The following is a 19,687-nucleotide window of genomic DNA, read 5'->3' as shown; positions in this document are numbered from 1 at the left end:
TCCTCGGTGTGAGCGAAGCGCCTGCCGACCCGGCCCTGCGGGCGGCCTACCGACTGTGCCGACGCCGTACCAGGAACGAGGATCCGGCGGAGTACGCCCTGATCCGGCTGGTCCCCGCGCCCCTGCGTCCGTCCCTGCACGCCCTGTGGGCCGCCGCCAACGCCCTCGACGACCTGGGCGACGACCGCACCGCTCCCGCCGCCGAGCGGGCCGCCCGCGTCGAGGCCTGGATCACCGCCCTGCACCGCGAACTGCCCACCGGCACCAGCGAGGACCCGGTCCGCCACGCCCTGGTGGACACCGCGGCCCGCTGGCGCCTGGACCTGTCGGAGCTGAGCGAGGCGATGACCCAGGTCCGGGACGACACCCGGGGCAGGCGCTTCGCGGACTGGGACGCGTGGCGCGCCTGGGGCCGGGAGAACCTGCTGCCCTGGTTCGCCCAGGTCCGCACGATCCTGGACCGGGCCGGCGTTCCCGTGGCGCTCCGGCTGGACACCCGCGAGGCCTACGAGGAGTTCCTCGACGGCGTCCGGCTCACGGACATCCTCACCGACCTGTCCGCCGACCTCGCTGAGGGCGACCTGCTGCTGCCCGACGAGGCGCTCGACCGGCACCCGGACGCGGCCGGCGACCTGCTCGAACGCCGCTGGAGCCCGGCGGTCTCGGCCCTGGTCGCGGATCTGACGGCCCTGGCCCGCCGGTGGACCGCACAGCACGCCCTCACCCGCGGCATGCACCCCGGACCCGCCACCGTCCTGGACACGATGGCCGCCCTGCTGCACGCCCAGCTCGACGCCGTCGACGCGGCCGGCCCGGCCGTGCTGCGCACCCGGCCCCGCCCCTCACTGCTCGCCCGGGCCCGCGTGCTGGCCCCGGCCCGGGCCCGCGCGGCCCTGGCCTGGAGCCTGACGCCCCTGACGTCGCCGCCCCGGCGGGAGCCGCCGCAGGTCCCGCGGAGCGCACCGGTCCGGCCGGCCGCCTTCCGCCGCCCGCCGCCCCACCCGAGCGGCGAGCGGCCGCCCGCCGTCCCGCCCGGCGACCTCCCCACCCACGTCGCCGTGATCATGGACGGCAACGGCCGCTGGGCCGAGCAGCGCGGCCTGCCCCGCTACGAGGGCCACCGCGCCGGCGCCGGCGCGGTCCGCGAGGTCGTCCACGGCGCCCTGGACGTCGGGCTGCGCCACCTGACGCTGTACACGTTCTCGACGGAGAACTGGAAGCGCGACACCGAGGAGGTCGACGCGATCCTCGACCTGCTGCGCCGCGAGCTGGCCGAGGACCCCTTCCGCGACCTGGACGTCCGCATGCGCTGGCACGGCCGCGCCGACCGCCTGCCGCCCGACCTGGCCGACCTGCTCCAGCTGCGGGAGCGCACCACCCGCACCCGCACCGGTCTGACGCTGACGATGTGCATCGACTACGGCGGCCGGGACGAGATCACCCGCACCGCCGCCGCCCTGGCGCGCCGGGCCCGCGCCGGCCACCTGGACCCGGACCTGATCACCGACGAGGACTTCGCCCGCCATCTGCCCCACCCGGACATGCCGGACGTGGACCTGCTCTGGCGTACCGGCAACGAGCAGCGCATCTCCAACTTCCTGCCGTGGCACGCGGCGTACGCGGAGCTCCACTTCACCGCGGGCCTCTGGCCCGAGACCGACCGCCGCGACCTCTGGCGGGCCGTCACCGCCTACACCCACCGCCAGCGCCGCCACGGCGCGGCTCCGCACGTACCGATGTCCACGCCGTGATGCCGGCGGCAGGCGCGGTCACTTGTCCCAGATCGCGCGGTAGGCCAGGCGGTAGCCCTCGGCGTCCCAGGACAGCGCTCCCCCGCTGTTGGCGGCGGTGCTGATGTGGACGGGGGCGACGTATCCGCTGGCCGGCTTTCCGGCGAAGGCGCGGTTGAACTCGTCGATGATCTGCCATCCCTGCTCGGACAGCGGTTCGGGCACCGTGGCGGCCTGGAACCGCCTGCCGTTGATGCGCTCGAAGGCCGACGGGTCGCCGTCGCCCGCGCCGATGTTGTACGGGGCGCCCGAACCGTCCCGGCCGTCCTTGCGCAGGGCCGCCGCGGCGTGGTCGAAGTACAGGTCGTTGACGGCGACGGAATGGGTCCACGTGTCGCCGAAGCGGTTCAGCAGGGACGAGACCACCTTGACGGTGCGGCTGTTGGCCTCGGGGATGGGGATGTCCTCGTAGCTGAGCAGACTGACGCCGGAGCACGTGGCGAGCTCCTGCTTGATCAGGTCGGACTTGCGCTTGGCGAAGGGTATGGAGGCGTCGGTGAACAGGACGACGCCCGCGCGGCCCTGGGACCGGGCGATGATCCAGTCTGCGCTGATCTTCGCCACGTCCCGCACGTCCGTGGTGATGTTGCTGAAGAGCTCGGGGTCTTCGCTGGGGCCCGGATCGGCGACCGCGTGCCAGCCGATCAGCGGGATGCCGGCGGCTTCGGCCCGCTCCATCTGGCGGGCGGTCAGCTTCGGGTCGAAGCCCGCGACGACGATTCCGGAGGGTTCGAGTTCGAGCGCCTCGTCGAAGGCGTCCCGGATGCCTGCGGGCGTGCCCTGTCCGTTGATGGTGCGCACGTCCCAGCCGATGACCCGGCCGGCCTCCCGGACGCCCTGGGCGACACCGGTGACACCGGGGTTGGTCAGGGTCTGGGCGATGTAGACGATGGTCTTGCCGGGGACGGCCGCGGGGCCCGTGGTGGGGCCCTGCCAGGGGGCGTTGACGTCTTCGGCCTTCCTGACGGCCCGCTCGGCGCCCGCGAGGACGGCGGGACAGCCGGGCTTTCGGGACTCGTTGGAGCCGGCCCCGGACGCGGTGCCGCTGGAGCCGGACTCGCAGCCGGTCAGCGCGGTGGCGGCCACCACCAGAAGCGCGGCGGCCGTCACGGCCGACTTGCGGGTGTGGTGCACAGGGTCTCCTCACAGGGCGCGAGAGGTAAGGGGCTTGCATGGGGGAGGAGAGGGACGTCTCGGGGTGACGAGGGTCCCGGTGCACGGCCCTGCGTCAGGGCGGCCGGTGCGGCGCCCGGGGCGTGCTGAGGTGGGAATGTAGCAGGCACCGAGGGAAAGCCGTCGGCCACCGACGGTGAGCGGGTCATCTGCGGACGACACGAGGGGAAATGCGGCCTTCACCCTGCCTCGTCATCGGAGCGCCTCTTGTCAACTCCCGCACAGACGGTACTCTCACACGGCCAGTTCCGGACAAGCGGCCGAATACCCCTGCGTGCGCCGCGGAGTGACCGTGCCGGTGCCACGTGTGCTCCCCGGTGCTGGTGCGGTCCGAGGCAACGGCACCCGGTCACCGCTCAGGAGCCGTCGAAGGAGGCCCGGGTGCCCGCGAACACCGTGGACCCATCACTCGCACACGCCCCACCCGACCCCGCGGGCGGTCCGGCGGGATGGCGGCGGAAAACCACCGTCTTCCTCGACCGGTGGCCGTTCCGGCGCAAACTCAACATCCTGGTGATCGCTCCGGTCGTCGCCGTCGGCGTGCTGCTCGGCGTCGGCGTCGGCGGCGAGGCGGAGCGGGCGCGGGAGGCCGGCCGGATCGCGGCTCTGGTGCGTGACAGCGAGCAGGTCACGCGGCTGATCAGCGAGGTGCAGGCCGAACACCGGCTGGCGCTGGTGCTGTCCGTGCGCTACGACGCGGCCCGCCCGGGAACCTCCCGGCCGTCCACGACCGAGTACCGCGAGGCGCAGCGTGCCACCGACGCGCAGATCGCCGCCGTGCGCTCCGCGTTCGGGTCGAGCCTGCCGAAGGAGGAGGCACGGGCACTGGACTACCTTCAGGACCTGACCGTCCTGCGCGACAAGCTGGAGCGGGGGTACGTTCCCGCGGCCGACATCGACCCCGCCTACGCCGCGGCGATCGGCTACCTGATCGACGGGATCGGGCTCGACCGCTTCTCCGGCAGCTCCTCGTCCTCGGACATCACCCTGCTCGACACGGTGCTGCGTGCCGACGCCGCGCACGCCGCTTTCGAGAGCGCGGTCTTCTCCGCGCAGAGCCGGGACGCCAACGCGCTCACCGCGTACACCCGAGCGGTCGGCGCCCACGAACTCCACGCCCTGCACAAGGCCCGTTTCGAGCGCATCGCCACACCGCAGCAGGTCATGCTTCTCGACGGCATCGAGCGCGCCGCCGAGCAGAACGGCATCGAGGCGCAGTTCGCGGAGCTCAAGATCGATCCGGAGTCGCTGCACGGGCGGACTCCGGCGCAGTTGCGGGCGGGCATCGACACCGCGACCGAGCAGGCCGGGACCCGCCTGGAGATCACCGGGACGCTGATCGAGCAGATCGCCGCCCGCGCCGACGCCGCGTCCGCGAGCGCCCTGCGCGCGGCTTGGCTCATGGTCGGCCTCGCCCTGCTGGGTTTCGCCACCTGGCTGGCCTTCTCCGTCCTGGTCCGGCGCTCGGTCCAGCGCCCGATGCGGGCCCTGACCGATGCGGCCCAACAGGTGGTCGACGTCGCGGGCGAGGAGCTCGCACGGGTCGCCGACGACGACGTCGCCGACGGCACTCAGCTGCGGACCCGGCCCATCCCGGTGCCGGTCCGCGACGAGATCGGCCAGCTGGCCGAGGCGTTCAACCAGGTACAGGTCACGGCGGCCCAGTTGCTGGAGCGGCAGGTGCAGAGCCGGCGCAACGTCGCCGAGATGTTCGGCAACGTCGGGCGGCGGGTCAGCAACCTGACGTCACGTCAGTTGCTGCTGATCGACGCCGTCGAACGGGAGGAGACCGATCCGAACCTCCTGGAGCAGCTCTACCGCATCGACCACATCGCGGTACGCATGCAGCGCAACGCCGACAGCCTGATGCTGCTGGCCGGTATCCGCGACACCGACGTCAAGGCCCGGCCGGCCGGACTCGGCAACGTCATCCGGGCCGCGCTCGGCCAGATCGAGGGCTACCAGCGGGTGTCGCTGCGGTCGGAGACGGAGATCACCATCTCCCCCGACCTCCACGACGACCTCACGCTGATGCTCGCCGAACTGCTCGAGAACGCGGTCTCGTTCTCCCCGGCCGACACGCCGGTGGAGGTGACCGTCGGGCCCGGCAGCGAGGTCACCGCGGACGGCGGGGCACTGATCGAGATCATCGACCACGGCCTGGGCATGAGCGCGGACCGCCTCGCCGAGGAGAACGCCCGGCTGGTCCGGCGGGAACGCCTCGACCTCGTGCCGACGAAGGTGCTCGGCCTCTTCGTCGTCGGCGCCCTCGCCCGGCGCTGGGGCGTGCGGGTGGCTCTGAGCCGTACGCCCGGCGGCGGGGTCACCAGTACGGTCTGGATCCCGTCCGCGCATCTGCTGACGGGCCACGGATCCCCGGCGTCCTCGCCCCGCTCCCCCTCCGGTCCGCAGCCGGTCCGTCCGGCGGCGAGCGCCCCGGCCGCTGCCGGGCAGGAGCCCGGTACTCCCCCGCCGGTGTCCGCCACCGCCGTCCCCCTCCTGCAACGCCGGCCGGTGATCGAGTCGCCGGAGGGCCGCCTGCCACGACGTGCCAAGGCGGTGCCCGGCCTGGGATCCGGCGAGTCCGCGCGGGAGTCCCGCACGCCGTTGCGGCGGCGGGTCCGGGGCGCCACGCTGGCCATGACGAGACCGCCGGCCGATCGGGCGCTCCCGACGGTGCTGGGCCCCGTCGACGCCGAGGCGGTACGTTCGGAGCTCGACGAGTTCGAGGACGCCGTGCGCAGGGCGGAGCAGGACAGCACCATGGCCCCACCGGTCCCTCACCAGGACCGCACACCATCGGAAGAACAGCAATCCCAGAAGGAGTCGGGTCAGTGACCACGTCGACAGGCGACAGCCGTTCCGAGCGGACGGAAGCAACGGACCTGCGAGCCGCCGCGGCCGACTTCACCTGGCTGCTCGACCGGTTCGCCGCGGAGACCGCCGGGGTCGTGGACGCCATCGCGGTCTCGTCCGACGGTCTGCTGATCGCCGCCTCGCAACTGCGCGACCAGGCCGACTCCGAGCGGCTCGCGGCGATCGTCTCCGGTCTGACGAGCCTCGCCGCGGGCGCCTCCGGGAACTACGGCCTGGGCGTCCTCAACAAGGTCATCATCGACCTGGAGAACGGCCATGTGCTCGTGTCGGCCATCGGCAGCGGCGCCGTCCTCGGAGTGGTCACGTCCAACGAGGCGAAGCTCGGCACCGTGGCCTACGAGATGGCTCTCTTCGCCAACCGGGCCGGAACCGCGCTCACACCGCAGTTGGTGCTCGAACTGAAGAACAACGTCGGCGCCACGTCGGCCGGCTGACTCTGAGGGGGTTGGTGATGGCCGTTCGAGGACCAGAGACGGGCGAGGCCACGGGCGACGGCGACGTCTGCGCGGAGAGCGCCGGTCGCGTTTCCGCGATCCGGCCGTTCCTGCTGACCGCCGGCCGGGTGTCGAGCGGCACCGAGTCCGCGCTGCCGCTCGAGAGCCAGGTCGTGGCCACCTCGGACGGAATCGCCTTCCTCCACTCGCTCACGTTCGAGCACCGCGACATCGTCGCCTGCTGCCAACAGCCGCAGTCGGTGGCGGAAGTGGCCGCCCGACTGCGACTTCACCTCAACGTCGTCCGTGTCCTGGCCGAGGACCTGTGCGCGGCCGGCCATCTGGCCGTCTACGTGCCGAACACCAGAACGGTCCAGGACATCTCCGTACTGCGAAGGGTCATCGATGGTCTTCGTGCCGTCCCCGACTCAAGGGGCACACTCCGCAACAGTGGCTGAACAGCCGCCGCTGCCGGTCAAGCTGGTCGTCGCCGGCGGCTTCGGTGTGGGCAAGACCACCGCCGTGGGCGCGATCTCCGAGATCCGGCCGCTCACCACCGAGGCCGCGATCACCGAGGTCGCGGCGGGTGTGGACGACCTCACGCACACCCCGGGCAAGACCACCACCACCGTCGCCATGGACTTCGGCTGCATCACCATCGACCCGACGCTGAAGCTCTATCTGTTCGGCACACCGGGCCAGGAGCGGTTCGGCTTCATGTGGGACGACCTGGTCGAGGGAGCACTCGGCGGCCTGGTGATCGTGGACACCCGCCGCCTGGAGGACTGTCATGCGGCCGTGGACTACTTCGAGCACAAGGACATCCCGTTCGCGGTCGCCGTCAACGCGTTCGACGGGAAGATCGAGCATGACCTGGACGAGGTGCGGTGGGCGCTCGCTCTGACCGAGCAGGTCCCCCTGTTCGTGTTCGACGCGCGGGTGACGGCCTCGGTCAGGGACGCGCTCCTGGCCGTCCTCGACGTGGCCCTGTCCCGCGCGGCGAAGGCCGCCGCGGAGAGCTGACCGCAGTCGGCACGGAACGGGCGTCCGGGCGCCCCCGGACCGTACCTCTCCTGGCACCGTCGCCGCCCCCGCTCACCGGCCCGCCCTGGGGCTGCGCGCGCAGGCCAGGGGGACGGGCGTGCGGAGCCGGCGGTCCGCGCCGGCCGCCCGCCTCCGGCAACGGGCGTGCAGGGGGCGCAGCCGCGGTGAGGCGGCGGCCGCGGGCTGACCCTGGAGGCGGCCCGGCGGCGGGCAGGCGGCTCCCAGGGTGTCCGCCGCGGTGGCGAGGACGGCCGGGTTCTCGCACACACGCCGTCGGGTGTCACGCGCGGCGGGTGCTTTCCCGATCGGTGCCTGCGACGGCAATCGCGGGTCCGGCGCCCGCGCGCTGACCGGCTTCCCGGACGGCAGCGGAGCCGAGTGGTGCCGCGACGCATGGGCCGCGGCCGGGCTCCTCGGGGACGCTGTCCTCCACCGTCCTCACCATGGGCCTCGCGCACTCGGTGCGATCCCTCAACCCCTGGCGGTCGCACGGCGGCTGAACGAGCGGCGGGCCGGGCGCTCGGACCGGTCGGCGGTGCCGGCCGGGCGACGGGTCCGGAGAGGGCGGTGACGGCGGCGCCGAGGCCGGCGGGGCTGACGCCGGAGCCGCGCAGGACGGCGTCACGCGCAGCGCACGGGAGCTGGAGCAGGCCGCGGCCGAGGCGCGCGAGGACGATCGAACTCAAGGACCGTCAGACGCCGTCCAGCACACAGATGAGCGGGCGCCGGGCCCGCCCGCCTTCACAGCCCGTGCCGGTCGAGGATGCTCATCAGCTTCCGCCTGCGTTTCAGTTCCGTCCGCAGGCCGGCGAGATACACGCCGAACACCTCCTCGGTGCCCAGCGCACGATGGCAGTCACGGACGCCCTGCAGCAACCGTGCCACATGCTCGTAGGCGCGGTCCCCCGTCGGCTCCTTCGCCCGCTCGACCAGCCGCAGGTACACGCCGAGCGCCTCGGCCGGGCGCGTCTCGCGCGACAGGCCGGCGAGTTGCTCCCACTGCCGGTCGTCGGCGCGGCCGGCGGCCTCCCGCCAGGCGGCGTCCAGGTCACCGTCGTCCAGCAACGCGTCGATCAGCACGGGCCCGCCGTACCGGCCGCCGCGCTCACGACGGGCGTCCTCCCCCAAGGCGGCCAGCGCCGCCGCGCGCTCGGCCTCCCAGCAGTCCGCAGCCCGGGCGGCGGAGCGCAACTGCCGGTAGGCGGCCAGGGACCGCTCGACACGGAACCGGTCGCGGCGCACCGCGACCACGCCGGCCACCCTCCCCGTCCGCGCGTAGCGCACGCACACGTAGTCGACCAGACGGCCGTCGAGGTACGTCCCGGCGGCGCACTCCCGCAGTCCCCGCTCCGCCCAGGCGAGCGCCTCGTCCGCACGTCCCGCCGACTCCAGCTCCTCGGCGATGAGCAGATGGCCGGCGCCGGACGGGTCGAGGTCCTGCGCATGCAGCGCGACCAGCGCGTCGACGTCGCCCTCCGCCTTGAGCAGGCGTTCCATCAGGTACCGCGCCGCCCAGCCGTGCGGCCCGCGCCGGGATGCCTCGGTGGCCAGCTGCCGCATGCGGGCCAGTCCGCTCGGCCCCAGCACGTCGGCATAGTCGAGCGGATCCAGGTCCGTCACGTCGTAGCTGTCGTCGAGCACCGTGCCGGCCAGCCACTCGGCCAGCCGCTTCGGGTCGGGGCGCGCGACTCGGCAGGCCTCCAGATGGGCCTCGGCCATCGCGGCGGCGGCCTGTCCGACCACCCCGTCGGAGTCGTCGATCTCCCCGTAGGCCTCTCCCAGTACCCGGATCGCCTCCTCGGCCAGACCGACCACCTGCGCCGCCTGCGCGTCGGCGGTCAGGACGCGCAGCGCGGCCGCCGCCTCGGCGACCTGTCGCGCATACCCGGAGGCATCCGCGTACCCGATGTACCCGTACCGGGCGAACGGCCGCGGATCGATCAGGGCGGTGATCCGATCCCGGACCGTACCGAGGTCGGAACGAGCAGCGGCTGCCCGCACCTCCAAACGCCGACGCAACACCCGGTCCTCGGTGACCCGCTCCCGCACCAGCGCCAGCAGCTCGTCACGGGACAGCGCCGAAAGCCACGCCTCCAAGCCGGAAGCCCGCGCCTGCGCCGCGGCGCGCTGCCGGGGGATCGTCCTCGCCCGCCGCAGCACGGTCAGCCCGACCGCCACACAGTGCTTGCAGAAGTTGCCCTCCTGCCCGTACGGGCAGTCACACCCCCCGGAGATTCCCTCGTCCCCGCCGAGGGTGAGCTCCACCTCGTAGACATCCGTACCGTGCACCACGGCGGTGACCGAGCCCTCTCCCACCTCCAGACCGCTCACGGCGTCCAGATACCCCAGCCCCCGCTCGAAGGACCGGGCCCCGGCCAGCACCCTCAGATCGTCCTCACCGAATCCCACCGCTTTTGGTGACCCCCGGTCTCGCGTCTGCGCAGCTAGAAACGGTTCTCCTGGGAGGAGCCTGGGTGGGGCGGGTGGGACTCGAACCCACGGCCGACGGATTATGAGTCCGCTGCTCTAACCGGCTGAGCTACCGCCCCGAAGCGGCGTGTCGCCTACATGTGTGCGCGCCGTCTGCCGCAGCATAGCCGCTCATACGATCTCCTGCTTCGGATGGTCCGCTCCGCGACGGCCTTCGCGACCTCGAGGACCGCGGGGCCGGCCGCGCGGTACCCGGGAGACGGCGCGCACATGAAAAAGGACCCCTGCGAGGGGCCCTCGTTCATCCTGCTCCCCCGACTGGACTCGAACCAGTAACCTGCCGGTTAACAGCCGGCTGCTCTGCCAATTGAGCTACGGAGGACCGAGCTCCCCGGACTGGACTCGAACCAGTAACCTGCCGGTTAACAGCCGGCTGCTCTGCCAATTGAGCTACCGAGGAAGGTCTCGTTGCATCGAACGTACCTACCTGGGTACTTGCCAGGGGGCGCGCGCTCGCTGCGACACATACATTAGCGCAAGCAGGGGGGTGCTCCGCCAATCGGTATCCCCCGGCGCCGACGCCGCACCGGAGACCTACGCAAGGAAAGGGTGGCCGCCATGCGTTACCGGCTCACGTTCGTCGCCGGAGTCGTCCTTGGTTACGTGCTGGGCACGAGGGCCGGACGCGAGCGCTACGAGCAGCTGAAGAAGTCAGCCCGGCAGTTCGCGCAGAACCCCGCCGTCCGCAACACCGCGGAGACGGCGGCCCATCAGGGCCGCGAGTTCGCGGGCAAGGCGTACCACGTGGTCAGCGACAGGGTCGGCGACCGGATGCCCGAACCGGTGGCGGACCGGGTCCGCCGGCTGCGCGACCGCGCCACCCACAACGGCGGCGAGGACGACTGGGGCACGAGCAACACGTGACGGTTCCTCCGCCGGCCACCGGGATCGACCGCTCCCACGGGCCGACCCGGCCAGGCGGTACGGCAGAATTTCGGTCATGGGGATAGTCGCCGGGTTGGACAGTTCGCCCGATTTCACTCGTATCGTCGTCTGTGACACGGACTCCGGAACCGTGCTCAGGCAGGGATATGCACCGCATCCGGTGGAGAGCCCCGAGGGCGGCGGCAAGCCGTCCGACGTCGACCCGCAGGCCTGGCTGCTGTCCCTGGGCGAGGCCGCGGGCGGCGGGCTGCTGGAGGGCGTGCAGGCGATCGGCGTCTCGGCGCAGCAGAACGCCGTCGTCCCGCTGGACGCCCAGGGCAACACCGTCCGCCCGGCGATGGTCGGCGCCGACCGGCGCACCCAGGTCGCCGCGGCCGATCTGATCGACGCGCTCGGCGGCCGTGAGGCGTGGGCGCATGCCGTGGGCAGTGTCCCGCAGGCCGCCCAGCCGGTGACGAAGCTGCGCTGGCTGGCCCGGACCGAGCCGGAGAACGCGCAGCGCACCGCGGTCCTGCTGCAGGCGCACGACTGGCTGGTGTGGCAGCTGCTGGGCCGGCCCGTCCGCAGGACCACCGACCGGGGCGGGGCGTCCGGCACCGGGTACTGGTCGGCGGCGACCGGCGGCTACCGGCCCGACCTGGTCGAGCTGGCGCTCGGGCACCAGGCGATGCTGCCGGAGGTGATCGGCCCGGCCGAGGCCGCCGGGACCACGCCCGAGGGGCTGCTGATCTCCGTGGGGACCGGCGAGACCATGGCGGCGGCGTTCGGGCTGGGCATCGGACTCGGCGACGCGGTCGTGTCGCTGGGGGCGTCCGGGTCCGTGATGGCCGTGCACCCCGAGGCCCTGGTCGACGGCTCCGGGATGATCACCGCGCTGGCCGACGCGACCGGCATGCACCTGCCCGTCGTCACCACGCTGAACGCCGTACGGACGCTGCGCGGGACGGCCGAGCTGCTCGGGATGCCCGATCTGGAGAGCCTGTCCGACCTGGCGACGAAGTCGACGCCGGGGGCGCACGGGCTGGTGCTGCTGCCCTATCTGGAGGGCGAGCGCACACCGAACCTGCCGCACACCGCGGGGACCCTGGCGGGGCTCCGGCGCGAGTCGATGAAGCCGGAGCACCTGGCGCGGGCGGCGTTCGAGGGGATGCTGTGCGGGCTCGCGGACGCGCTGGACGTGCTGCGCGCCCGGGGCGTGGAGGTGCGCCGGGTCTTCCTGCTGGGACCGGCCGCGGAGCTGCCCGCGGTGCAGGCGGCCGCGCCCTCGCTGTTCGGGACGCAGGTCGTGGTGCCGCAGCCCGCGGACTACGCGGCGATGGGCGCGGCCCGCCAGGCCGCCTGGGCGCTCGGGGTGTCGCAGGGCACGCTCGACGCGCGCACCCCGCCGGCCTGGCAGGGCGCGGTCGCGCAGGTGCTGGAGCCCGGGGAGGAGCTGGCCGTGGGGCAGGCGGTGCGGCAGCAGTTCGTCGCCGTGCGGGAGCAGACGCACCCCGGTGCCTTCTGAGCTTCTTGACCGCCTGTTGGGTTAATTCGGTTGAGGTAACGCCGGTGGAGTGTCCGACGATAGGGGCCAGGGGCAACCATGCGCCCCCTTCGACCACCCCGAGAGAAGCAGCGTGCTCATACGACTTCTGCGGACCTATCTCAGGCCCTACAAGAGACCCATCACCCTGCTGGTGCTGCTGCAGTTCCTGCAGACCTGCGCCACGCTCTACCTGCCCACGCTGAACGCGGACATCATCGACCGGGGCGTCGTGAACGGCGACACCGGCTCCATCATGGGCTACGGCGCCCTGATGATCGGCATCTCGCTGGTCCAGGTGCTGTGCAACATCGGTGCCGTGTACTACGGCGCCCGGACGGCGTCGGCGCTCGGACGGGACGTGCGGGCGTCCGTGTTCGACCGGGTGCAGTCGTTCTCCGCGCGTGAGATGGGTCACTTCGGCGCGCCGTCGCTGATCACCCGGACGACGAACGACGTCCAGCAGGTGCAGATGCTGGCGCTGATGTCGTTCACGCTCATGGTGTCGGCGCCGATCATGTGCGTGGGCGGCATCGTGCTGGCGCTCGGCCTGGACGTGCCGCTGTCCGGGGTGCTGGTGGCGGTCGTGCCGGTGCTGGGCGTCTGCGTGACGCTGATCGTGCGGCGGCTGCGGCCGCTGTTCCGCGCGATGCAGGAGCGGCTCGACACGGTGAACCGGGTGCTGCGCGAGCAGATCACCGGCAACCGGGTCATCCGCGCCTTCGTCCGGGACGAGTACGAGCAGCAGCGCTTCCGCAAGGCCAACACCGACCTCACCGAGTTCGCGCTGGGCACCGGCAACCTGCTGGCGCTGATGTTCCCGATCGTCACGACGGTGGTGAACCTGTCGTCGATCGCCGTGGTGTGGTTCGGGGCGCACCGCATCGACAGCGGGGAGATGCAGATCGGTGACCTGACCGCGTTCCTCGCCTATCTGATGCAGATCGTCATGTCCGTGATGATGGCCACCTTCATGTTCATGATGGTGCCGCGCGCGGAGGTGTGCGCCGAGCGCATCCAGGAGGTGCTGGACACCCCCTCCAGCGTCGTGCCGCCGTCCGCGCCCGTGCGGGAGCTGCGCCGGCACGGGCACCTGGAGATCCGCGGGGCGGGCTTCCGCTACCCGGGTGCCGAGGAGCCGGTGCTGCGGGCCGTGGACCTGGTGGCGAGGCCGGGCGAGACGACCGCCGTCATCGGCTCGACCGGCAGCGGCAAGTCCACCCTGCTCGGCCTGGTCCCGCGGCTGTTCGACGCGACCGAGGGGCAGGTGCTCGTCGACGGCGATGAGGTGGCGGAGATCGACCCGCGGCTGCTGGCGAGGACGGTCGGGCTGGTGCCGCAGAAGCCGTACCTGTTCGCGGGCACGGTGGCGACCAACCTGCGCTACGGCAACCCGGACGCCACCGACGCGGAGTTGTGGCACGCGCTGGAGGTGGCGCAGGCCAAGGAGTTCGTGGAGGGGCTGGAGAGCGGGCTCGACTCCCCTGTCGCGCAGGGCGGGACGAACGTCTCCGGCGGTCAGCGCCAGCGGCTCGCGATCGCCCGGACGCTGGTGCAGCGCCCGGAGATCTACCTCTTCGACGACTCCTTCTCCGCGCTCGACTACGCCACCGACGCCGCCCTGCGGGCCGCGCTCGCGCGGGAGACCGCCGAGGCGACCGTGGTGATCGTCGCCCAGCGGGTGGCGACCATCCGGGACGCCGACCGGATCGTCGTCCTCGAGGCGGGCCGTGTCGTAGGCACCGGACGGCACCACGAGCTGATGGCGGACAACGAGACCTACCGGGAGATCGTGCTCTCCCAGCTCACGGAAGCGGAGGCTGCCTGATGGCGGGGCCCATGGGGCGGATGATGGCCGGGGGCGGCCCCGACCAGCGCTCGCTGGACTTCAAGGGATCCGGCAAACGGCTGATCGGCCGGTTCCGCCCGGAGCGCGCGACCCTCTGGGTGCTGCTGCTGTGCGTGGTGCTGAGCGTCGGCCTCAACGTGGTCGGGCCGAAGATCCTCGGCAGGGCCACCGACCTGGTCTTCGCGGGCATCGTCGGACGGGACATGCCCGAGGGGGCGTCCAAGGAGCAGGTCCTGGAGCAGATGCGGCAGCGCGGGGAGGGCGACGTCGCCGACATGCTGCGCAGCACCGACTTCACCCCAGGCGAGGGCATCGACTTCACGGCCGTCGGGCACGTGCTGCTGTTCGCGCTGGGCGTGTTCGCGGTGGCCGGGCTGCTGATGGCGGTGGCGACGCGGCTGGTGAACCGGGCGGTGAACCGCACCATGTTCCGGATGCGGGAGGACGTGCAGACGAAGCTGTCGCGGCTGCCGCTGTCGTACTTCGACCAGCGCCAGCGCGGCGAGGTGCTGTCCCGGGCCACCAACGACATCGACAACATCGGGCAGACGCTGCAGCAGTCGATGGGGCAGCTCATCAACTCGCTGCTGACCATCATCGGCGTGCTCGCCATGATGTTCTACGTCTCCTGGATCCTGGCGCTGGTCGCGCTGGTGACGGTGCCGCTGTCGTTCGTCGTCGCCACGCGTGTGGGCAAGCGCTCGCAGCCGCACTTCGTGCAGCAGTGGCGCTCGACCGGCACGCTGAACGCGCACATCGAGGAGATGTACACCGGGCACACCCTGGTGAAGGTGTTCGGGCGGCAGGAGGAGTCCGCGCAGCAGTTCGCCGAACAGAACGAGGCGCTGTACGAGGCGGGGTTCAACGCGCAGTTCAACAGCGGGATCATGCAGCCGCTGATGTTCTTCGTGTCGAACCTGAACTATGTGCTGGTCGCGGTCGTCGGCGGGCTCAGGGTGGCCTCGGGCGCGCTGTCCATCGGCGACGTGCAGGCCTTCATCCAGTACTCGCGGCAGTTCTCCATGCCGCTGACGCAGGTGGCGTCGATGGCGAACCTGGTGCAGTCCGGTGTGGCGTCTGCGGAGCGGGTGTTCGAGCTGCTCGACGCCGAGGAGCAGGGCGCCGATCCGGTGCCGGGCGTACGGCCCGAGGAGCTGCGCGGGCAGGTGGCGCTGGAGCACGTGTCGTTCCGCTACGACCCCGGCAAGCCGCTCATCGAGGACCTGTCGCTGAAGGTCGAGCCGGGGCAGACGGTGGCCATCGTCGGCCCGACCGGCGCCGGCAAGACGACCCTGGTGAACCTGCTGATGCGGTTCTACGACGTCACCGGCGGGCGCATCACCCTGGACGGCGTGGACATCGCCCGGATGTCCCGGGACGAACTGCGCGCCGGGATCGGCATGGTGCTGCAGGACACCTGGCTGTTCGGCGGCACGATCGCGGAGAACATCGCCTACGGGGCCGCACGCGAGGTCACCCGCGGGGAGATCGAGGAGGCGGCCCGGGCCGCGCACGCGGACCGGTTCGTCCGGACGCTGCCGGACGGGTACGACACCGTGCTCGACGACGAGGGCACGGGGGTCAGCGCCGGCGAGAAGCAGCTGATCACCATCGCGCGGGCGTTCCTGTCCGACCCGGTGATCCTGGTCCTCGACGAGGCCACCAGCTCCGTCGACACCCGCACGGAGGTGCTGATCCAGAAGGCGATGGCCAAACTGGCGCACGGGCGGACCTCGTTCGTCATCGCGCACCGGCTCTCCACGATCCGGGACGCGGACACGATCCTGGTCATGGAGAACGGCTCGATCGTCGAGCAGGGTACGCACGAGGAGCTGCTGGTGGCGGGCGGCGCGTACGCGCGGCTGTACGAGGCGCAGTTCGCGCAGGCGGTGGCAGAGGTGGACTGAGCCCCGTCCGGGGTGCCGCGTGAGGTCGCGGGGCGGCTGCGGGCCGGTGAGGGGCTGGTCGCGCAGTTCCCCGCGCCCCTGAAGGGGTGCGGGGGCGTCAGTCCAGATAGCCCCTCAGCTGGTCCGCGAAAGCGTGATCCCGCAGTTTGCTCAGGGTCTTGGACTCGATCTGCCGTATCCGCTCCCTGGTCACGCCGAAGATGCCACCTATCTCCTCCAGGGTGCGCGGGCGGCCGTCGGCCAGGCCGTACCGCAGCTGGACGACCTTCCGCTCCCGCTCCCCCAGGGTCGACAGCACCGCCTCCAGGTGCTCCCTGAGCAGCAGGAACGCCGCCGACTCGACGGGGCTGGCCGCGTCGCCGTCCTCGATGAGGTCGCCGAGGGCCACGTCGTCCTCCTGGCCGACCGGCGCGTGCAGCGACACCGGTTCCTGGGCGAGACGCAGCACCTCGCCGACCCGCTCGGGCGGCAGGTCCAGGTGGGCGGCGACCTCGTCGGCCGTCGGTTCGTGGCCCCGCTCCTGGAGCAGGCGGCGCTGCACGCGCACGACCCGGTTGATGAGCTCCACGACGTGGACGGGGACCCGTATCGTGCGGGCCTGGTCGGCCAGGGCGCGGGACATGGCCTGGCGGATCCACCAGGTGGCGTACGTGGAGAACTTGTAGCCGCGGGCGTAGTCGAACTTCTCCACGGCCCGGATCAGCCCGAGGTTGCCCTCCTGGACGAGGTCGAGCATGGTCAGGCCGCGGCCGACGTAGCGCTTGGCGACGGAGACGACCAGGCGCAGGTTGGCCTCGATGAGGCGGCGCTTGGCCATCCGGCCCATGACGACGAGCCGGTCGAGGTCCAGCGCCAACCGGCCGTCCAGATCGGGGGTGTTGCTCAGCTTCTCCTCGGCGAACAGGCCGGCCTCGACGCGGCGGGCGAGTTCCACCTCCTCGGCGGCGGTCAGCAGGGGGACGCGGCCGATCTCCCGCAGGTACTGGCGGAACAGGTCCGAGGTGGGGCCGCCGCTCTCGGTGCGGACCGGGGGCGGTTCGACGGGTTCGGCGGCCCCGGGTGTCCCGACGGCCTCGGCGGGCTGCTCGTCCGGTTCCGTCTCGGGGTGGTGCGCGGGGCGGCTCTGCGCCGGGACCGCGGACAGGGCGCAGGATCCCGCGTCCGGCGCGGCGTCGCCGGCGCCGGGGGCGCCACGGGCGGCGGTCTGGGTGAGGGTCCGGGTCTGCACGGGGGCGACCTCCAGGATGATCGCTGCCCGGGACGGCGGCAGCGGTACTCGGGGGACGGAGTCGGCGGCCTCGCCGCTTTCCGTCCCGTACGCGATGAGCGGAACCGCGGGGGTCTGCAACCCGTCGGTGACGGATCGGCCGCGCTCCGAGGACTCAGGCACCGCACCCCAGTGTGGAGTACGACACATCGTCACCACGAGGGGCGTGCGGGGACTTTCTGCCTCCGGTCCGTGACCGGGCGGTCGCCCCTCGTGGGAAACCCGGATGCCCCGTGGCCCTCCGGGGGCAGGGACCGGTACGACGCGGTCCTGCCGGCCGAGCGGCACCCGCTGCGGCGTGAGCTGCCGCACGAGGTGTGCCGGCCGTCCGGCGGGTGGCCTTATCAGGACCGCGAGGAGATCCTGCTCCAGGACGTGGTGGAGGCGGTCGGGTACGTCGAGTGGGACCACTTCGTCACGGAGTACCCGCGGTTCCGGGACGGCGCAAGGGAGTTCGCCGAGCGGGCGGTGCGGCCGGCCTTCGGGGAGGGCGGGTCCTGACCGGCGTCACAGGGCGGCGGCGCCGTGCGTCCGCAGGGTCTGGTCGTACTGCTGGAGCACCCACAGCTCGTTCTGCACGGCGGCCAGCTCGGCGGGGTCGCCGCGGGTGCTGAGGCGGGTGAGCCGGCCGGTGATGTCGCGGATGCGGCGCTCGACGGCCCGGCGGCGGACGGTGACCAGCTGGGCGCCCGCGTAGGTCTCGTCGACGCCCTTGACGCCGCGGTGCAGCATGATCGCCTCGACGGCCAGCTCCGTGACCATCGCGCGGACCGCGTCGTCCGGGGCGGCCTCGCGGACCCGGACCAGGTAGTCCTGGGTGTCCTGCACGCCGAGCTCGGCGCCGCCGGCGTCCATGATGGCCTGGCGGACGGCGGCGTAGGACGGGGCGGTGAACTCGTCCACGCCGTACGCGTCGAAGGCAGGGGAGACCAGCTCGGGGCGCTGCAGGGCGAGTTTGAGCAGTTCGCGTTCTGTCGCGTAGACGGGGTTGCGGAGGTTGAGGGCGGGGCCTCGGGGGGCGGCGGGCGGCTGGGCGGCGGCGTACTGCGGGGAGGCGTGCCGGTCCGGGACGGGTCCCTTGCCGCCGCGGTCGCGGGCCCAGCGGGCCAGCTGGGCCACACGCTTGACCACGAACTGGGTGTCGAGGATGCCGAGCATGCCGGCGAGCTGGACGGCGACCTCGTGCTGGGCGCCGCTGTTCTTGATGCGGGCGACGATCGGGGCGGCCTCGTCCAGGGCGGCGGCGCGGCCGGCCGGGGTGTCGAGGTCGTAGCGGCTCACGATCTGGCGCAGGGCGAACTCGAACAGGGGCGTGCGCGGTTCGACCAGGTCGGCGACGGCCTCGTCGCCCTTGGCGAGGCGCAGGTCGCAGGGGTCCATGCCGTCCGGGGCGATGGCGATGTACGTCTCGGCGGCGAACTTCTGGTCGTCCTCGAAGGCGCGCAGGGCGGCCTTCTGGCCGGCGGCGTCGCCGTCGAAGGTGAAGATGACGCGGGCCGAGCCGTTGTCCATCAGCAGGCGGCGCAGGATCTTGATGTGGTCCGAGCCGAAGGCGGTGCCGCAGGTGGCGATGGCCGTCGTCACCCCGGCGAGGTGGCAGGCCATGACGTCCGTGTAGCCCTCGACGACGACCGCGCGGGAGGCCTTGGCGATGTCCTTCTTCGCGAGGTCGATGCCGTAGAGGACCTGGGACTTCTTGTAGATCGCCGTGTCGGGCGTGTTGAGGTACTTCGGACCGTTGTCCGCCTCGTGGAGCTTGCGGGCCCCGAAGCCGACGACCTCGCCGCCGATGTCGCGGATGGGCCACATCAGGCGGCCCCGGAAGCGGTCGATGGGGCCGCGGCGGCCCTCCTGGGAGAGGCCCGAGAGGAGGAGCTCCTTGTCGCTGAAGCCCTTGCCGCGCAGATAGCGCGTGAGGTGGTCCCAGCCCTGGGGGCTGTAGCCGACGCCGAAGTGGACGGCGGCGGCCTGGTCGAAGCCGCGCTCGGCGAGGAAGATCCGGCCGGCGTCGGCGTCGGGGGAGGCCGCGAGCTGTTCCGCGTACCACTCCGCGGCGATCTTGTGGGCCTCGACCAGGCGGATCCGCTCACCGCGCTGGTGGGAGGGGTTGTACCCGCCCTCCTCGTAGCGCAGGGTGATGCCCGCCTGGCCGGCCAGGCGCTCGACCGCCTCCGAGAAGGTGAGGTGGTCGATCTTCATCACGAACGTGATGGTGTCGCCGCCCTCCTGGCAGCCGAAGCAGTGGAACAGGCCCTTGCCGGGGCTGACCTGGAAGGAGGGCGACTTCTCGTCGTGGAAGGGGCAGAGACCCTTGAGGTTCCCGCCGCCCGCGTTGCGCAGCTGGAGGTACTCGGACACCACGGCGTCGATCGGGACCGCGTCCCGAACCGCCTTCACGTCCTCGTCGTTGATCCGTCCTGCCACGCGTGAATTCTACGGGGACGGACCG

15 protein-coding genes and 3 tRNA genes are annotated in these 19,687 nt (G+C 72.4%); 10 read left to right on the top strand and 8 right to left on the bottom strand.

From position 1 onward, the window contains the following. Nucleotides 1-8: 8 nt before the first annotated feature. Nucleotides 9-1,751 (top strand): polyprenyl diphosphate synthase, encoded by a 1,743-nt coding sequence (gene uppS, locus ACFW6P_RS00535; RefSeq protein ID WP_386350207.1) that lies wholly within the window; start codon nt 9-11, stop codon nt 1,749-1,751. An 18-nt stretch (nt 1,752-1,769) separates the two neighbouring features. Here the strand turns inward: uppS and ACFW6P_RS00530 are convergent, their stop codons facing one another. Next, the gene (locus ACFW6P_RS00530) at nt 1,770-2,924 is read right to left on the bottom strand and encodes a substrate-binding domain-containing protein (protein WP_386350204.1); all 1,155 of its coding nucleotides are present in this window, start codon (nt 2,922-2,924) and stop codon (nt 1,770-1,772) included. 420 nt (nt 2,925-3,344) lie between these two features. Here ACFW6P_RS00530 and ACFW6P_RS00525 point away from each other — a divergent pair, with 420 nt between their 5' ends. From ACFW6P_RS00525 to ACFW6P_RS00510, 4 genes are read left to right on the top strand one after another with little or no spacing between them, the layout of a single operon-like run. Further along, entirely contained in the window at nt 3,345-5,801 is a 2,457-nt protein-coding gene (locus tag ACFW6P_RS00525; RefSeq protein ID WP_386422441.1) for an ATP-binding protein, read from the top strand. Then, on the top strand, nt 5,798-6,274 hold the full coding sequence (locus ACFW6P_RS00520; protein ID WP_386350198.1) for a roadblock/LC7 domain-containing protein: 477 nt from the start codon (nt 5,798-5,800) through the stop codon (nt 6,272-6,274). Before ACFW6P_RS00525 ends, ACFW6P_RS00520 begins: the two co-directional genes overlap by 4 nt. Before the next feature lie 17 nt (nt 6,275-6,291). After that, nucleotides 6,292-6,732, top strand: a complete 441-nt coding sequence (locus tag ACFW6P_RS00515) for a DUF742 domain-containing protein (protein WP_386350195.1) — start codon at nt 6,292-6,294, stop codon at nt 6,730-6,732. Next, the gene (locus ACFW6P_RS00510; protein ID WP_386350193.1) at nt 6,680-7,297 is read left to right on the top strand and encodes an ATP/GTP-binding protein; all 618 of its coding nucleotides are present in this window, start codon (nt 6,680-6,682) and stop codon (nt 7,295-7,297) included. Before ACFW6P_RS00515 ends, ACFW6P_RS00510 begins: the two co-directional genes overlap by 53 nt. Before the next feature lie 72 nt (nt 7,298-7,369). Here the strand turns inward: ACFW6P_RS00510 and ACFW6P_RS00505 are convergent, their stop codons facing one another. The 5 genes from ACFW6P_RS00505 to ACFW6P_RS00485 form a co-directional block, all read right to left on the bottom strand. Next, nucleotides 7,370-7,642: a DUF2399 domain-containing protein gene (locus tag ACFW6P_RS00505; RefSeq protein WP_386350190.1), complete on the bottom strand. Its 273-nt coding sequence runs from the start codon at nt 7,640-7,642 to the stop codon at nt 7,370-7,372. Between the two features lie 417 nt (nt 7,643-8,059). Beyond that, nucleotides 8,060-9,727 carry an SWIM zinc finger domain-containing protein gene (locus ACFW6P_RS00500; protein ID WP_386350187.1) on the bottom strand — a complete coding sequence of 556 codons (1,668 nt, stop codon included), beginning with the start codon at nt 9,725-9,727 and terminating at the stop codon, nt 8,060-8,062. Nucleotides 9,728-9,793: 66 nt separating this feature from the next. Next, nucleotides 9,794-9,867, bottom strand: a tRNA-Ile gene (locus tag ACFW6P_RS00495). Between the two features lie 190 nt (nt 9,868-10,057). Continuing rightward, nucleotides 10,058-10,130, bottom strand: a tRNA-Asn gene (locus ACFW6P_RS00490). 5 nt (nt 10,131-10,135) lie between these two features. Further along, a tRNA-Asn gene (locus tag ACFW6P_RS00485) sits at nt 10,136-10,208 on the bottom strand. A gap of 158 nt (nt 10,209-10,366) precedes the next feature. Between ACFW6P_RS00485 and ACFW6P_RS00480 the strand changes: the two genes are divergently transcribed. The 4 genes from ACFW6P_RS00480 to ACFW6P_RS00465 all read left to right on the top strand — a co-directional run bounded on the left by ACFW6P_RS00480 (nt 10,367) and on the right by ACFW6P_RS00465 (nt 15,971). Next, entirely contained in the window at nt 10,367-10,672 is a 306-nt protein-coding gene (locus tag ACFW6P_RS00480) for a YtxH domain-containing protein (RefSeq protein ID WP_386350184.1), read from the top strand. A gap of 76 nt (nt 10,673-10,748) precedes the next feature. Continuing rightward, entirely contained in the window at nt 10,749-12,197 is a 1,449-nt protein-coding gene (locus ACFW6P_RS00475; protein WP_386350181.1) for an FGGY-family carbohydrate kinase, read from the top strand. Nucleotides 12,198-12,309: 112 nt separating this feature from the next. Next, complete coding sequence (locus ACFW6P_RS00470) at nt 12,310-14,043, top strand: ABC transporter ATP-binding protein (protein WP_386350178.1); 1,734 nt, start codon at nt 12,310-12,312, stop codon at nt 14,041-14,043. Beyond that, nucleotides 14,043-15,971 carry an ABC transporter ATP-binding protein gene (locus ACFW6P_RS00465; RefSeq protein WP_386350175.1) on the top strand — a complete coding sequence of 643 codons (1,929 nt, stop codon included), beginning with the start codon at nt 14,043-14,045 and terminating at the stop codon, nt 15,969-15,971. Before ACFW6P_RS00470 ends, ACFW6P_RS00465 begins: the two co-directional genes overlap by 1 nt. A gap of 97 nt (nt 15,972-16,068) precedes the next feature. Here ACFW6P_RS00465 and ACFW6P_RS00460 read toward each other — a convergent pair whose 3' ends face one another. Continuing rightward, the gene (locus tag ACFW6P_RS00460; RefSeq protein ID WP_386350173.1) at nt 16,069-17,361 is read right to left on the bottom strand and encodes a sigma-70 family RNA polymerase sigma factor; all 1,293 of its coding nucleotides are present in this window, start codon (nt 17,359-17,361) and stop codon (nt 16,069-16,071) included. A 90-nt stretch (nt 17,362-17,451) separates the two neighbouring features. On the opposite strand from ACFW6P_RS00460, the gene ACFW6P_RS00455 reads away from it, so the two are divergent. Continuing rightward, on the top strand, nt 17,452-17,739 hold the full coding sequence (locus ACFW6P_RS00455) for a hypothetical protein (RefSeq protein ID WP_386350170.1): 288 nt from the start codon (nt 17,452-17,454) through the stop codon (nt 17,737-17,739). 6 nt (nt 17,740-17,745) lie between these two features. Here the strand turns inward: ACFW6P_RS00455 and dnaG are convergent, their stop codons facing one another. Then, complete coding sequence (dnaG, locus tag ACFW6P_RS00450) at nt 17,746-19,662, bottom strand: DNA primase (protein WP_386422438.1); 1,917 nt, start codon at nt 19,660-19,662, stop codon at nt 17,746-17,748. Between the last annotated feature and the right edge of the window lie 25 nt (nt 19,663-19,687).

This window comes from Streptomyces sp. NPDC058741, from assembly GCF_042746715.1.
Lineage (GTDB): Bacteria > Actinomycetota > Actinomycetes > Streptomycetales > Streptomycetaceae > Streptomyces.
Note: the sequence above shows the minus strand (reverse complement) of the source record. Positions and strands in the feature narration are given on the sequence as shown.

Excerpts from the sequence above, each read along its gene's own strand:
- ACFW6P_RS00515 (WP_386350195.1), top strand. The coding sequence starts at position 6,292 with ATGGCCGTTCGAGGACCAGAGACGGGCGAGGCCACGGGCGACGGCGAC.
- ACFW6P_RS00510 (WP_386350193.1), top strand. The coding sequence starts at position 6,680 with ATGGTCTTCGTGCCGTCCCCGACTCAAGGGGCACACTCCGCAACAGTG.
- ACFW6P_RS00480 (WP_386350184.1), top strand. The coding sequence starts at position 10,367 with ATGCGTTACCGGCTCACGTTCGTCGCCGGAGTCGTCCTTGGTTACGTG.
- ACFW6P_RS00475 (WP_386350181.1), top strand. The coding sequence starts at position 10,749 with ATGGGGATAGTCGCCGGGTTGGACAGTTCGCCCGATTTCACTCGTATC.
- ACFW6P_RS00465 (WP_386350175.1), top strand. The coding sequence starts at position 14,043 with ATGGCGGGGCCCATGGGGCGGATGATGGCCGGGGGCGGCCCCGACCAG.